Source organism: Micromonospora sp. NPDC007208 (genome assembly GCF_042869175.1).
GTDB classification, from domain to species: domain Bacteria; phylum Actinomycetota; class Actinomycetes; order Mycobacteriales; family Micromonosporaceae; genus Micromonospora; species Micromonospora foliorum.
Genome location: NZ_JBIAFG010000007.1, coordinates 285,527 through 299,933, shown reverse-complemented (window position 1 = coordinate 299,933; position 14,407 = coordinate 285,527). Strand labels below are relative to the sequence as shown.

Here is a 14,407-nt window from a genome sequence, read left to right as displayed (position 1 = left end):
TCAAAGGCGGGATGCCTCTGAGTCATCAATATGACTCAGAGGCATCCCGCCTTCTGCTGCGTCCGCTCGGCGCGATGTGACGCTGCGTCATGGCTGCTGCCGGCAGTGTGCGCACCGCGCCGGCCGACCGCTCGGGGCCGGGGGGCTCAGCCCCGCTCGGGCTGGACGATCTGGGCGCGCAGGGTGGCCAGCAGGTCGGCACTGTCGGCGACGGAGAGTCGGGTGAACACGCCGGTGGCGATGCTGCCGTGGTCGACCGACGTGCAGACCACCACGTCACTGCCGTCGGCGCTGCCCACCGCGCACCGTTCGTGCCTGCCCCGCACACCGGTGTCCACGCTCTCCGGGGCGTCCAGCGCGTACCGCTCGGTGAGCCGGCTGATCTCGGCCTCCGCGTCCGACTCCGGACTCAGCCGGAAGCCGGTGCCACCGAAGACGGTCACCCGCTTGCCGCTCGTCGTGGCGTAGACGCCGGCGAAGGTGTCCTCGGCCAGCCAGTGCTCCTTGCGTACCTCACTCTCCAACGTCCGGGCGGTCTCCGTGCTCCGGGTGTCCTGCCGCAGGCTGAGGTCTTCCACCTGGGCGGGCAGTGCCGCGCGCGCCGGGTACTGGGCCGAGATCGGGAACCCGTAGTAGGCGGGGCAGCCACAGCAGCAGGCAAGCGTGAGCAGCAGCAGCCACGGCCAGCGGCGTCGCCGGCGGACCGGGACCGGCACGTACCCCTTGGGGGCCTGCCATCCGGGCGGCGTCGGCGGTGGCGTCGGTGGCGCGCTGGACCGCCGGCCCCGGCGCTGCTTCGGCACCTTCGGCACCTTCGTCGGCGCGGGTGGCGACATCGGTCGGGCCGGTGCCACGGGTCCGATGGCCCGCGGTGCGCTCGGGGCAGCCGGCGGCGGCACCGGGTGCGACCCGGCCGGGGGAGCGGGCGGCCCGGACCACTGGCGGGTGGCCGGCGGCGTCGGGTACGGCATCGTCGGCGGCAGCGGGGGCAGTTCGGCGGAGGGCAGGTCCCAGCCGCCGGTGTCCACGCCGGCCCACGGGTCGACCGGCGTCTGGTGCTCGGGCGGCCCGACGGAGACCGGAGGGGGAGGGGTCGGCTCGGCCGACTCGCCCCAGGCGGACCGGCGCGGCAGCGGCGGCGGCACCGGGGCCGAACCGCTCCACCTGGGCGCCGGGACCTCCGCGGTCGCGGCGGGTTCCGGCGGGTTCGGTGGGTCCGGCTGGTCCGGTGGGTCGGGCTGGTCCGAGGGGTCCGGCTCGTCCGGTGGGTCGGGCTGGTCCGAGGGTTCCGGCTGGTCCGGGGGTACGGGTGGGGAGGTCGGCTCGTCGGCGACCGCCCGGTCCCGCTCCGGCTCCGCGCCCGGGGTGCTCCCGTCGGCCGGCCGTGCTCCCGGCTGGGGCTCCGGCATCGCGGCAATCTCCTCTCGCGCCGATCCGAGGTTAGTACCGCGTCGCCACCACCGCCGATCGGGCGTGCGCGCGATCGCCGCCGGACGAACGCGTACCCTTGGGCATCATGAGTGCCCCGTCCACGACGCCGCGCGCGGCCGCGACCAACTCCGTGTGGTCCCAGCTCGAGCCGCTGCTACCCCAGGTCTCCAAGCCCATCCAGTACGTCGGGGGCGAGTTGGGTGCGGTGACGAAGGACTGGGACTCGGCGACCGTGCGCTGGGCGCTGATGTATCCCGACGCGTACGAGGTGGGCCTGCCCAACCAGGGCGTGCAGATCCTCTACGAGGTGCTCAACGAGCTGCCCGACACGCTCGCCGAGCGGACGTACGCGGTCTGGCCGGACCTGGAGACGCTGATGCGCACGCACGGCGTGCCGCAGTTCACCGTCGACGCGCACCGGGCGGTGCGCGGGTTCGACGTGTTCGGCATCTCCTTCTCCACCGAGCTGGGTTACACCAACATGCTCACCGCGATCGACCTGGCCGGCATCCCGATGCTGGCCGCCGACCGCACCGACGCCGACCCGGTGATCGTGGCCGGCGGGCACGCCGCGTTCAACCCGGAGCCGATCGCCGACTTCATCGACGCCGCGGTGCTCGGCGACGGCGAGGAGGCGGTCCTGGAGATCACCGCGATCGTCCGGGAGTGGAAGGCCGAGGGCTCGCCGGGCGGCCGCGACGAGCTGCTGCTGCGGCTGGCCCGCACCGAGAGCGTCTACGTGCCGCGCTTCTACGACGTCGACTACCTGCCGGACGGCCGGATCCAGCGGGTCGTGCCGAACCGGCCGGACGTGCCGTTCCGGGTGCACAAGCGCACGACGATGGACCTGGACGCCTGGCCGTACCCGAAGAAGCCCCTCGTTCCGTTGGCCGAGACGGTGCACGAGCGGTACGCGGTGGAGATCTTCCGGGGCTGCACCCGCGGCTGCCGGTTCTGCCAGGCCGGGATGATCACCCGGCCGGTGCGGGAGCGGTCGATCACCACTGTCGCGCAGATGGTCCGGGAGGGCCTGGAGTTCTCCGGCTTCTCCGAGGTCGGTCTGCTGTCGCTCTCCTCGGCGGACCACTCCGAGATCGGCGACATGTGCTCGGGCCTCGCCCAGCAGTACGAGGGCACGAACGTGTCGCTGTCGCTGCCGTCGACCCGGGTGGACGCCTTCAACATCGACCTCGCGCAGGAGCTGTCCCGCAACGGGCGGCGTACCGGTCTGACCTTCGCCCCGGAGGGCGGGTCGGAGCGGATCCGCAAGGTCATCAACAAGATGGTGTCGAAGGAAGACCTGATCCGTACGGTCGTCACCGCGTACACCAACGGTTGGCGGCAGGTGAAGCTCTACTTCATGTGCGGCCTGCCCACCGAGACCGACGAGGACGTCCTCGAGATCGCCGAGATGGCGCACGAGGTGATCCGGGCCGGCCGGGCCGCGACCGGCTCCAAGGACATCCGCTGCACGGTCTCCATCGGCGGGTTCGTGCCGAAGCCGCACACCCCGTTCCAGTGGGCCGCGATGGACCGTCCCGAGGTCATCGACCACCGGCTGAAGATCCTCAAGCAGGCCATCAACGCGGACCGCTCGCTCGGCCGGGCCATCGGCTACCGCTACCACGACGGCGAGCCGTCGCTCATCGAAGGGCTGCTCTCCCGGGGTGACCGCCGGGTCGGCTCGGTCATCCGCAAGGTCTGGGAGAACGGCGGCCGGTTCGACGGGTGGAGCGAGCACTTCTCGTACCAGCGCTGGGTGGACGCGGCGGCCGAGACGCTGCCCGCGTTCGGGGTGGACCTCGACTGGTACACCACCCGTCAGCGCGACGAGCTGGAGGTCCTGCCCTGGGACCACCTCGACTCGGGCCTGGACAAGGACTGGCTCTGGCAGGACTGGCAGGACTCGTTCAGCGAGTTCGAGCAGGACGACTGCCGGTGGACGCCCTGCTTCGACTGTGGCGTCTGCCCGTCGATGGACACCGAGATCCAGATCGGCCCCACCGGCAAGAAGCTGCTGCCGCTCACCCCGCTGGGCGGCAACGGCATGAAGGTCCCGTCGGGCGGCCACTCGCACCCCTGACCGGGCTGCCTTCGGGCACCGCCGGCTGGCGGTGACCCACCACCCTCCACATCCGACATGTCGCCCAACGGGTCCGCGTCTCGCGGGCCCGTTGGCGCTGTTCAAGCTTGGCCGTGCGGCGGGCCCGCATCGGACGTTCTCCGAGATCGGCCGCCATCTGTACCAGGCGGTGGTGGCTGGGGCTGCCCCGACTAGGTCAGACTCGATACGCTGCGTCTGACATGGACCGACCCGGCGGGTCGGGGACGGGGGAGGAATCGCATGGGGAGCATCCCGCCGCCGAGCATCGGCGATCTGCACGTCAGCGTCGAAGACCTGGACGCCGCCGCCACGTACGTCGAGCGGCTCAGGCAGTACATCGACGACACCCTCAAGTACGAGATGGAACGCATCAAGGAGCGGATGAAGGGCGACAGCAACAACGCCCAGACCGTTCCGAACGGCACCCCCTTCGGCGCGTACGAGGACGCCCGCATGCAGTGGCGGGCCCTGGAGACCTCAACGGTGAACATGGAAGCGCACCTCACGACGCTCTCCCAGAAGCTCACCGCCCTCAAGGAGGGCACCGAGGAGATCGCCAAGGCGTTCCGCGACACCGAGGCGCGTAACGGCGCCAACGGCAAGGAGATCGAGCGGCTGCTGGAGTCGGCGGCGCCGCCGCCCACCGCCAGCGGCGCACCCACCTACCCGTACACGGCCTGAGGGGGACGTCATGGCTGGAGGAACCTGGGAGCGGTGCGTCCGCGAGGTGACGCTCTCCGCGGACCCGGAAACGGTCGGATCGGTCGGAGCGGGTTGGAGCAATCTCTCCAGCGGCCTGCAACAGCTGCGGGACGCGCTCGTCGGTCGATCGTTCGTGGGCCCGATCGCGACGGGGCAGGAACGCCCGCACGTCGGCGGCCTGCCCGGGATGCTCGCCGGTTGGAAGGGCAGCGGTGGTGACGCGTACCGCGAGCACCTGGGCAAGATCGGCAAGCAGATCGAGGAACTGATCACCGACGCGACAAACGTCAGCGGCGCGTTGACGCGGATCGAGGGCGACATCCGTAAGTCGGTCTCCACCATCCCGATCCCGCTGATGGACGACTTCGGGATCAACGAGTGGAGCCTGCCCAACGGCACCGAGCTCGACGATGCCCGCGACGGCGAGAGTTCGTCGGGTTTCCTCGCCGCCCTGCGCAAGGACTACCAAAACAACCCCGGCTCGTACGCCGACGGCGCGTTCCGCGACAAGGCCGACGACCTGGAGGCGACCATGAAGGTCGACGGCCAGGCCGGCGACAACAAGCGGGGCGGTTGGTGGGACACCAAGGCCCACCTGGACAACTGGTACCGGGACAACCAGCAGGCCGCCAACACCGCGATGGCCCCGCTGCCCCAGGCGGTCTACACCGAGCGTCCCAAGCTCACCGTGAACCGGCCGGATGGCACCGAGGGCTCCAACGACATCGAACGGGACCCCCGGGTCCCGCCGACCGGGCGGCCCGACACCGGCGGTGGCGATTTCGGCGGGAAGCCCGACATCGGTGGTGGCCCCACGATCGGCAGTCGGCCACCGGGCATCGGCGACACGGGCGGTCCGACGTCCACCGTCGACCCGTTCTCCCCGACCAAGCCCGGCGGGATCGGCGATGGCTCGCCCTCCGGCGGCACCGGTCAGTTCACGCCCCCGTCGACGGGCTCCAGCTACCCGGGCTACCCGGACGACGACGCCGGCTACAGCAGCGGCCTGGCTGGCGCCAGCCCGAGTGGCGTCGGCGGTCTTGGTGGAGGCATCGGCGGCGGCGGGGTCGGCAGCGCCGGCCTCGGTGGCGCCGGCGGTGGTTTCGGGGGCGGGGCCGGCGTCGGCTCGGCCGGCGGGATCGGCGCCGGCGGTGGCCTGGGCGCGGGCGGCGGCATCGGCGTGGGCGGCATCCCCGGCATGGTGGGCGGCGGCAACGGAAAGCTGCCGCCGATGACGAGCGCGGCGAACGCGTTGCGCACTGCCGCTGGCGCCGGCGGCGCCGGGATGGCGGGCGGCGCGCGTGGTGCCGGCGTCGGCGGCGCCGGAATGATGGGCGGCGGCATGATGGGCGGCGCCGGTGGCGCCGGGCACGGCGGTGGTAACACTGGCTCCGAGCACTCGTCGTGGTTGACTGAGGACGACGATCCGTGGGGCCCTGGTGACGGGGCGTCCCCGGGCATCCTTCGATGAGGACGGACGCATGAGGGTGAACGTCGGAAGCCTCCGGCCGGTGGTCGCCTGCCTGCTGGTGGGGTTCCTGGTCGTGGGGGCCGCCCAACCGGCGGCCGCCGCGCCCCGGCGGGCCGAGCAGTGGTATCTGGACGAGCTCCGGATCGACCAGGCGCACAAGATCTCGACCGGCCGGGGTGTGGTCGTGGCCGTGATCGACAGTGGAGTCGAGGCCAGCCATCCGGACCTGCGCGGTCAGGTGCTCGCCGGTGGTCGCAGCTACGGCGCCTCCGGAGACGGTCGGTCCGACGACGACGGGCACGGCACGCACATGGCCGGCATCATCGCGGCGAAAACGAGCAGCGACGGGGTGGTCGGCATCGCCCCCGGTGTGAAGATCCTGCCCATCAAGATGCGCAAGGACGGCGGGGCCTACAGCGACACGGGGATCGCCCGGGGCATCCGGATGGCCGTCGACGGCGGCGCCAAGGTGATCAACATGTCCATCGGTGGCCCGGGCCTCGCCAACCCGGTGGAGCAGGACGCCATCAAGTACGCGTTGGACCGTGACGTCGTCGTGGTCGCCGCTGCCGGCAACACCGCCAGGGGCAGCGTCGCCGTGGACAACCCGGCCAACACCCCGGGCGTGATCGCGGTGACCGGGACGACCCGGGGTGGCGCGTTCTGGTCCGGCTCCGTCCAGGGGCCGGAGGCGGTGGTCGCCGCTCCGGGCGACGGCATCTACAACGTCGTCAACGAGGGCGGCTACGGCTGGGGCGACGGCACCTCCGACTCCACGGCGATCGTCTCCGGTCTCGCCGCGCTGATCCGATCGAAATACCCGGACCTCAGCGCTCCCAATGTGATCAATCGGATCATCCGGACCACCCGGGATGCGGGCCCCTCCGGACGGGACCCGCAGTACGGCTTCGGGGTGATCGACCCAATGAAGGCGCTGACCGCGAGCGTGCCGCCGGTCACCGCCAACCCGCTGCTCGACCCGGCCGCCGCGACCGACCCCGGACCGGCCAGCGCCGGGGGCGCGGACGAGGAGTTCGACGTCACCCAGCACGGCGATCGCGGTGGTCCGACCGACCAGCAGGTCATGGTGGTGGGCATCGGCATCGCCGTGGTGCTGGTGTTGCTGCTGGGGCTGGCGGTGTTCCTCATCTGGAACCGCCGTCGGTACCGGCGGGAGGCGGCCCGGGCCGCCGACATCCCCGACGAGGTGCTCGACCGGGCGGCCGCCGGCACGTACCCGTCGCCGGACGCCGACTACGCCCCGCCGCCCGGCTACCCGCCGCCGCCCGGTTACGGCCCGCCCTCCGGTGGTGCGCCCTCCGGTTACGGCCCCCCTTCCAGTTACGGCCCGCCCTCCGGTGGTGCGCCCTCCGGTTACGGCCCGCCGCCCGGTTACGCGCCGCCTCCCGGTTACGGCCCGCCGGGCGGGGCGCCGCCCGCCCCGCCGAGAGAGCGGTAACCCGTCTCGATCATGGTGGCCGGCTGGTGACCTCCGGGTCATCGGCCGGCCATCGGCTTTTCGCGGTGGCCGGCTGGAGGACCTGCGGGCCGCCACCGGCGCGGTGGTCGCGACCCTGACGACCGGTTTGCACCCGTCTGCCGGGGCGATTCGACAGCCCCGGCTGCGTACCGTCACGAGGCCTGCGCCAGGATGGGCGGACACGCAGGTACACCCGAGGAGCCCACGATCGCCAGAAAGCCTCAACCCGAGGGCGGCCAGGCACCGGTCGTCCAGCGCGTCCGCATCCGGTACGCCAAGCGCGGGCCGCTGCGATTCACCTCGCACCGGGACTTCGCCCGGGCGTTCGAGCGGGCGCTACGCCGGGCCGCTGTGCCGGTCGCCTTCTCCCAGGGTTTCCACCCGCACCCGAAGATCTCCTACGCCAGCGCCGCGCCCACCGGGGTGGCGAGCGAGGCGGAGTACCTGGAAATCGCCCTTCAGGCCGAGGTGGACCCGGAGGCGCTACGCGCCGCGTTGGACGCCGCGCTCTCGCCGGGGCTGGACGTTTTGGACGCCGTGATCGCCGAGGGCGGCAACCTGCCGGACCGGATCGAGGCGTCGCACTGGCACATCGAGTTGCCCGAGGTCGACACGGCGGTGCTGCGCGCCGCGGTGGACGCCTTCGTCGCGGCCGAGGAGGTGCTGGTCGAGCGGATGACCAAGCAGGGTCGACGCACTTTCGACGCTCGCGCCGCCGTGATGTCGATCGATGTCCTACCGTCTACGCCGACGCCTTCCGGGGCGCCGGCCGTACCGTGTGCGATACTCGAACTGGTCGTGCGGCAGGTCACCCCGTCCGTACGGCCCGATGACGTCCTTTCCGGCCTCCGCGTGGTGGCCGACCTGGAGCCGCCGGTTTCGCCGAGGGTGACCCGGCTGGCTCAGGGCACGTTGACCGCGCAGGGTGCGATCGTGGATCCGTTGGATGCGGACCGCGACGGGGCAGCCATCGTTGGGCACTGACCGACGGTCGGTGTTCTGGCAGGCAGACTTCGGCGGTCGCGCACCACGCGCGCCCGGCGGAAACACTTTTGCGGCGACCCTGCGTGGCAGCGCTCACCCGCGCCCGGGCTAGCCAGAACTGGAGAACGTCCATGCTCGAGAACGAGCCCGAGGGCGGCGAACGGACCGGTTCACAGCCGGCCAGCGAGACCGCCGACCAGAGCACCACGGCCGACGGCGCCGCCGTCGAGACCTCCACCACCGCGGTCGGTTCGGCCTCGGTGGAACCGGCCGGCGCGGAGAGCGCTCCCGGTGAGGCCGCCGAGCCGGCCGCGCCGGTGCGGCGTACCCGGGCGACCCGTCGTCGGGCCGCCCCGCTCAACCAGCCGGAGCAGACAAATGCCCCGGCCGAGGCGTCCACCGGTGGGGCCGGCAGCGCCGAGTCGCCGCAGGCGGAGGTCTTCGCCCCGATCTCCGGTGACCTGGACGTCGCCCCGAAGACCCCCCGGCGCCGCCGCAAGGCCACCCCCGTCGAGACGACCGCCGAGGAGCCGCTGGTCGCCGCCTCCGCGGAGGCGGCCTCGGGCGAGGTGGTTCCGCCGGTCAAGGTGACCCGTACCCGGCGCAAGAAGGCCACGCCGGCTGCCGTCGAGGAGCCGCCCGCCACCGAGCAGCCGGCCGCCGCCGACGAGCTGCCCGCCGTCGAGGAGCCGGCCGAGGAGCCGGTCGTCGAGGAGCCGGTCGCCGAGGAGCCGGTCGTCGCCGAGGAGCCGGCGGAGTCCGACCTGCGCGAGGCCGAGGCCGAGCTGAACGACTCGGAGGCACTCCCGAGCGCGTCCGCCGCCGAGCTGGCCTGGAGCAGCGGGGCGCAGGAGCGTTCCGGCGAGGTGTCACCGGGTGCGGCCGTCTCCAACGTGACGGCTGAGCCGGCCGAGATCGAGCCGGAGCAGCCGCGTACCCGTCGTCGGCGGGCTGCGCTCTCCGCGCCCACCGTGCTGTTCATGGCCCCCCAGCCGGACGCCGTGCCGGTGACCCGACCGGTGGAGCCCGTTGCGGCGACCGAGGAGCCGGTCGTCGAGGAGGCCGCCGAGCCGTCCCGCCGTCGTCGGCGTGGTCGCCGCGAGGTCGAGCCGGTGGAGCCGGTGGAGCCCATCGAGGCGATCGAGGCCGAGGAGGAGCCGACCGAGGAGGCCGACGAGGCCGCCGAGGCGGATGAGGACGACGAGGACAGCGCCGCCGCGCGCCGCCGCCGCCGGCGTGGTCGCCGCGGCCGGGGCCGGGGCAAGGGCGGGGCCGACGACGCCGAGGACGAGGAGTCCGAGGAGGCGGCGCAGGCCGATGAGGAAGAGACCGCCGAGGCTGAGGCCGAGGGCGACGAGGACGAGGAGTCCGAGGGCGGGGACGGCCTGACCCGTCGTCGTCGTCGCCGTCGCCGTCGTGGCGCCGGTGACACCGAGGGCGCGGCGGACGACGGCGTGCCGACCGTGGTGAAGATCCGCGAGCCGCGCCGGACCGTCGACGAGGTGCAGGGTGTGTCCGGCTCGACCCGGCTGGAGGCCAAGCGCCAGCGCCGCCGGGACGGTCGGGAGCAGCGCCGTACCCGCCCGCCGATCCTGAGCGAGTCGGAGTTCCTGGCGCGCCGGGAGGCCGTCGACCGGGTGATGGCGGTTCGTCAGCGCGGTGACCGCACCCAGATCGCCGTTCTGGAGGACGGCGTGCTGGTCGAGCACTACGTCACCCGCAACTCCTCCGGGACGATGGCCGGCAACGTGTACCTGGGCAAGGTGCAGAACGTGCTGCCGAGCATGGAGGCCGCGTTCGTCGACGTCGGCCGGGGCCGCAACGCGGTGCTGTACGCCGGTGAGGTCAACTGGGACACCTCCGGGCTGGAGGGGCGGGCCCGCTCGATCGAGCAGGCGCTGCGCTCCGGCGACTCGGTGCTGGTCCAGGTCACCAAGGACCCGATCGGGCACAAGGGCGCCCGGCTGACCAGCCACATCGCGCTCTCGGGCCGGCACCTGGTCTACGTGCCCAACGGCAACGCCTCCGGAATCAGCCGCAAGCTGCCGGACAACGAGCGCAAGCGGCTGCGGGACGTGCTCAAGAAGCTGGTTCCGGACGGCGCGGGCGTGATCGTCCGGACGGCCGCCGAGGGCGCCACCGAGGACGAGCTGGCCCGTGACGTCAAGCGGCTCCAGGCGCAGTGGGAGGACATCCAGGCCAAGGCCGCCGAGGGTGGCGCCCCGGCGCTGCTCTACGGGGAGCCCGACCTGGTCATCCGGGTGGTCCGGGACCTGTTCAACGAGGACTTCCGCGAGCTGGTGATCGAGGGCGAGCAGTCGTACGACATCGTCGAGTCGTACCTGTCGCACGTCTCCCCGGACCTGGTGGACCGGGTGCGCCGGCACGTCGGCACGAGCGACGTCTTCGCCGAGTACCGGATCGACGAGCAGATCATCAAGGGCCTGGACCGCAAGGTCTTCCTGCCCTCCGGCGGCTCGCTGGTGATCGACCGCACCGAGGCGATGACCGTCGTCGACGTCAACACCGGCAAGTACACCGGCTCCGGGGGCAACCTGGAGGAGACCGTCACCCGCAACAACCTGGAGGCGGCGGAGGAGATCGTCCGTCAGCTCCGGTTGCGCGACATCGGCGGCATCGTGGTGATCGACTTCATCGACATGGTGCTGGAGTCGAACCGTGAGCTGGTGCTGCGCCGGCTCACCGAGTGCCTGGGCCGGGACCGCACCAAGCACCAGGTCACCGAGATCACGTCGCTCGGCCTGGTGCAGATGACCCGTAAGCGGATCGGCGCGGGCCTGCTGGAGGCGTTCAGCGAGACCTGCGAGTGCTGCAAGGGCCGGGGCGTCATCATCCACACCGAGCCGGTGCCGGAGAAGCCGCGCCCCGCCGGTGCGGGGGAGAAGGTCAAGGCGGTTGCCTCGGCGGTGGCTCCCGCTCCGGCGGCCGAGCCGACTGCCACCTCGTCCCGCCGCCGGGCACGCAAGAGCGCGCCGGCCGAGCGGGCCGTCGTGGAGGTCGTCGACACCGACACCACCGCCGAACCGGACGCCGACTACCAGGACACCATGGGCTACGACCTGTCCCGCTACGAGTCGGACACCGCCGCCGCACCGGCGATCTCCGACGCTCAGCAGGGTGAGTCGGCTCGGCTGGCCGCGGCGGACGACCCGGACGCGCTCGCCGACGGTGAGGGCGACGAGGAGACCACCGAGGGTGGTGGCGGCCGGCGCCGGTCGCGTCGCGGTGGCGCCCGTCGGCGGACCCGCCCCTGAGCGCCTGACCGGCCACGTGTTTGACGAGGTCCCTCTCCCGGCAATGTGACGGGGGAGGGACCTCGCCGCTGTGGCCACCCGGCCCTCGATCGGCCGTCCCCGGTCAGGAGAAGAAGATGCGCCGTCTGCTCGTCGTCACCGCGCTGCTCACCATGCTCTCCGGCGCGGCCGGCTGCTCCACCGACGGGCCCACCGGTGGTGCGGCCGAGGCCGCCGGCTCGTCGGCCGCTGGTGCCTCTTCCGGGCCGACCGGCATGCCGGCCAGCGGTGGGGTGGCGGGTGGCAACGCCACCGAGGTCTGCACCGCCGCGCAGGAGGCCAGCGCCACCGCCGTCCGGACGTACGTGGCGGAGCTGGGCCACATGCTCGCGGCGGTGGGCGCCGGGGACAGCCGAACGGCCGAAGCCGCCCGGGGTCGGGCCGAGGCGGCGCTGGCCGACTGGCGGACCGTGCTCCGGGAGCAGTCGGGGCGGACCAACGATCCGCAGCTCAAGACTCTGCTCACCGACATCGGGACCGAGGTTTCCGCGCTCGGCGCCGACGTCGAGTCGATCGACGAGACCGAACTCGACCGGCTCCAGCAGCGCCTCGACCAGCTCTGCGCGCGCTGACCAGGGCGGGCCGGTTTGGGGTCCGGGCCAGCAATGGCGTACTCTTGCCTGCGGCCCACCTTTGGTGTGCCGAGTTCCCGTGTGCCCGCGCCGCCGTGCACTGCTACCCGGCGAGCCGCCGCGGGGACGACCGCCAGCAGCCTCAACGACAGGGAGTCCGCCTCCGATGTACGCGATCGTCAAGACCGGCGGCAAGCAGTACAAGGTCGCCGAGGGCGACGTGATCGAGGTCGAGAAGCTCACCGGTGCCCCCGGTGACGCGGTGAAGCTCACCGCGGTGCTCCTCGTCGACGGTGACGACCTGGTGACCGACGCGGCGAAGCTTGCCGAGGTCGCGGTGTCCGGCGAAATCGCCGCGCACACCAAGGGCCCGAAGATCCGGATCCACAAGTTCAAGAACAAGACCGGCTACCACAAGCGCCAGGGTCACCGCCAGCCGTTGACCCAGGTCAAGGTGACCGGCATCTCCAGCGGGAAGTAGGTCGTCCTCCAATGGCTCACAAAAAGGGTGCGTCCAGCTCGCGTAACGGTCGTGACTCCGCGGCCCAGCGACTCGGCGTGAAGCGCTTCGGTGGTCAGGTCGTCAGCGCCGGTGAGATCATCATCCGGCAGCGTGGCACCAAGTTCCACCCCGGTGACCTGGTCGGCCGTGGCGGCGACGACACGCTGTTCGCGCTGTCGGCCGGTGCGGTCCTGTTCGGCACCAAGCGCGGTCGCAAGACCGTCAGCATCGTTCCGCAGCAGTAGTTCTCGGGCTAAGCGGGCCGCGGACCTCCGGGTCCCGGCCCGCTTAGCCTTTTTCGAAGTGCGAGGTCGAGCCTCGCTGGAAGGATTGACGCCGTGGCAACGTTCGTTGACCGGGTCGTTCTGCATCTGCAGGCCGGCGATGGCGGGCACGGTTGTGCCTCGATCCACCGCGAGAAGTTCAAGCCCTTCGGTGGGCCGGACGGCGGCAACGGTGGGCACGGGGGCAGCGTGTCCCTGGTGGTCGACCCGCAGGTGACCACGCTGCTCGACTTCCACTTCCACCCGCACGTCAAGGCCGACAACGGCAAGGGCGGCGCCGGCTCGAACCGGGACGGGGCCAACGGCCACAACCTGGTGCTCAAGGTGCCCAACGGCACAGTGGTGCAGACCTCCGACGGCACCGTGCTGGCCGACATGGTCGGCGCCGGCACCACCTTCGAGGTCGCCCGTGGCGGGCGTGGTGGGCGGGGCAACGCTTCGCTCGCCAACGCCAAGCGCAAGGCGCCCGGCTTCGCCGAGCTGGGGGAGCCCGGCGACCAACTGGACATCGTGCTGGAGCTGAAGAGCGTCGCCGATGTGGGCCTGGTGGGCTTCCCGTCCGCCGGCAAGTCGTCGCTGATCTCGGTGATCTCCGCCGCGAAGCCGAAGATCGCCGACTACCCGTTCACCACCCTGGTGCCCAACCTCGGCGTGGTCCGGATGGACAACCACACCTTCACCGTCGCGGACGTGCCGGGCCTGATCCCCGGCGCGGCCACCGGCAAGGGCTTGGGCCTGGAGTTTCTGCGGCACATCGAGCGCTGCGCCGTGCTGGTGCACGTCATCGACTCGGCGACCCTGGAGCCCGGCCGTGACCCGGTGGCGGACATCGACGCCATCGAGGCCGAGCTGAGCCAGTACGGCGGCCTCGCCGACCGCCCACGCCTGGTCGCCATCAACAAGGTCGACGTGCCGGACGGCCGCGACCTCGCCGAGATCGTGCGCCCCGACTTGGAGGAGCGCGGTTACCAGGTGTTCGAGGTCTCCGCGGCCACCCGCGAGGGGCTCAAGGAGCTGACCTACGCGATGGCCGAGCTGGTCGACGCGGAGCGTAAGGCCGCTCCGCCCGCCGAGCCGACCCGGATCGTCATCCGCCCGATGGCGGTGGACGACGACGGTTTCACCATCACGGCCGAGGCGGACGGCTCGTTCACCGTCCGCGGTGTCCGGCCGGAACGCTGGGTCAAGCAGACCAACTTCGACAACGACGAGGCGGTCGGCTACCTGGCTGACCGGCTGGCCCGGCTCGGGGTGGAGGACAAGCTGGCCAAGGCCGGCGCGCAGCCCGGTGATCTGGTCCGGATCGGCGCGCGCGAGTTCGACTGGCAGCCGACGCTCTTCGCCGGTGTGGACTTCGTACCCGGCAACCGGGGCACCGACGTCCGCCTGGAGGAGAAGTCGAACCGGGCTTCCGCCGCGGACCGGCTCGCCGCCCGGAAGGCCCGCCGGGTGCGTTCGGCGGACGAGGTGGGCGCGGACGCGTCCGACGACCTCGACGCCGACATCGACGACGAGGACGTCGCCGAGTAGTTCGTTGCGCTCCGTGATGGGGTTGATTTCCAG

General features: G+C 72.2%; 11 protein-coding genes. 10 read left to right on the top strand and 1 reads right to left on the bottom strand.

Annotation, left to right across the window (positions count from 1 at the left end):
* Positions 1-146: 146 nt before the first annotated feature.
* Positions 147-1,409 carry a hypothetical protein gene (locus tag ACFYL6_RS17545; protein WP_387172219.1) on the bottom strand — a complete coding sequence of 421 codons (1,263 nt, stop codon included), beginning with the start codon at positions 1,407-1,409 and terminating at the stop codon, positions 147-149.
* Between the two features lie 107 nt (positions 1,410-1,516).
* Here ACFYL6_RS17545 and ACFYL6_RS17540 point away from each other — a divergent pair, with 107 nt between their 5' ends.
* The 10 genes from ACFYL6_RS17540 to obgE all read left to right on the top strand — a co-directional run bounded on the left by ACFYL6_RS17540 (position 1,517) and on the right by obgE (position 14,374).
* Positions 1,517-3,514 carry a TIGR03960 family B12-binding radical SAM protein gene (locus ACFYL6_RS17540; RefSeq protein WP_387172217.1) on the top strand — a complete coding sequence of 666 codons (1,998 nt, stop codon included), beginning with the start codon at positions 1,517-1,519 and terminating at the stop codon, positions 3,512-3,514.
* A 261-nt stretch (positions 3,515-3,775) separates the two neighbouring features.
* On the top strand, positions 3,776-4,216 hold the full coding sequence (locus tag ACFYL6_RS17535) for a hypothetical protein (RefSeq protein WP_238661668.1): 441 nt from the start codon (positions 3,776-3,778) through the stop codon (positions 4,214-4,216).
* Between the two features lie 10 nt (positions 4,217-4,226).
* On the top strand, positions 4,227-5,708 hold the full coding sequence (locus ACFYL6_RS17530; RefSeq protein ID WP_387172215.1) for a WXG100 family type VII secretion target: 1,482 nt from the start codon (positions 4,227-4,229) through the stop codon (positions 5,706-5,708).
* A gap of 10 nt (positions 5,709-5,718) precedes the next feature.
* Positions 5,719-7,167 (top strand): type VII secretion-associated serine protease mycosin, encoded by a 1,449-nt coding sequence (gene mycP, locus ACFYL6_RS17525; RefSeq protein WP_387172213.1) that lies wholly within the window; start codon positions 5,719-5,721, stop codon positions 7,165-7,167.
* 192 nt (positions 7,168-7,359) lie between these two features.
* The gene (locus ACFYL6_RS17520; protein ID WP_387172211.1) at positions 7,360-8,172 is read left to right on the top strand and encodes a TIGR03936 family radical SAM-associated protein; all 813 of its coding nucleotides are present in this window, start codon (positions 7,360-7,362) and stop codon (positions 8,170-8,172) included.
* 131 nt (positions 8,173-8,303) lie between these two features.
* Complete coding sequence (locus ACFYL6_RS17515; protein WP_387172209.1) at positions 8,304-11,447, top strand: ribonuclease E/G; 3,144 nt, start codon at positions 8,304-8,306, stop codon at positions 11,445-11,447.
* A 116-nt stretch (positions 11,448-11,563) separates the two neighbouring features.
* A complete protein-coding gene (locus tag ACFYL6_RS17510; RefSeq protein WP_387172207.1) occupies positions 11,564-12,058 on the top strand; it encodes a hypothetical protein in 495 nt (164 codons plus the stop codon).
* Positions 12,059-12,224: 166 nt separating this feature from the next.
* Complete coding sequence (rplU, locus tag ACFYL6_RS17505; protein ID WP_007464063.1) at positions 12,225-12,539, top strand: 50S ribosomal protein L21; 315 nt, start codon at positions 12,225-12,227, stop codon at positions 12,537-12,539.
* 11 nt (positions 12,540-12,550) lie between these two features.
* Entirely contained in the window at positions 12,551-12,805 is a 255-nt protein-coding gene (gene rpmA, locus ACFYL6_RS17500; RefSeq protein ID WP_007464062.1) for a 50S ribosomal protein L27, read from the top strand.
* 93 nt (positions 12,806-12,898) lie between these two features.
* Positions 12,899-14,374, top strand: coding sequence for a GTPase ObgE (gene obgE / locus ACFYL6_RS17495; RefSeq protein WP_387172204.1), 1,476 nt, complete (start codon positions 12,899-12,901; stop codon positions 14,372-14,374).
* Positions 14,375-14,407 lie beyond the last annotated feature (33 nt).

Coding starts and splice junctions, on each gene's coding strand:
- rpmA (WP_007464062.1), top strand. CDS start 12,551: ATGGCTCACAAAAAGGGTGCGTCCAGCTCGCGTAACGGTCGTGACTCC.
- ACFYL6_RS17530 (WP_387172215.1), top strand. CDS start 4,227: ATGGCTGGAGGAACCTGGGAGCGGTGCGTCCGCGAGGTGACGCTCTCC.
- ACFYL6_RS17515 (WP_387172209.1), top strand. CDS start 8,304: ATGCTCGAGAACGAGCCCGAGGGCGGCGAACGGACCGGTTCACAGCCG.
- ACFYL6_RS17545 (WP_387172219.1), bottom strand. CDS start 1,409: ATGCCGGAGCCCCAGCCGGGAGCACGGCCGGCCGACGGGAGCACCCCG.
- rplU (WP_007464063.1), top strand. CDS start 12,225: ATGTACGCGATCGTCAAGACCGGCGGCAAGCAGTACAAGGTCGCCGAG.
- ACFYL6_RS17510 (WP_387172207.1), top strand. CDS start 11,564: ATGCGCCGTCTGCTCGTCGTCACCGCGCTGCTCACCATGCTCTCCGGC.
- mycP (WP_387172213.1), top strand. CDS start 5,719: ATGAGGGTGAACGTCGGAAGCCTCCGGCCGGTGGTCGCCTGCCTGCTG.
- ACFYL6_RS17540 (WP_387172217.1), top strand. CDS start 1,517: ATGAGTGCCCCGTCCACGACGCCGCGCGCGGCCGCGACCAACTCCGTG.
- ACFYL6_RS17520 (WP_387172211.1), top strand. CDS start 7,360: ATGGGCGGACACGCAGGTACACCCGAGGAGCCCACGATCGCCAGAAAG.
- ACFYL6_RS17535 (WP_238661668.1), top strand. CDS start 3,776: ATGGGGAGCATCCCGCCGCCGAGCATCGGCGATCTGCACGTCAGCGTC.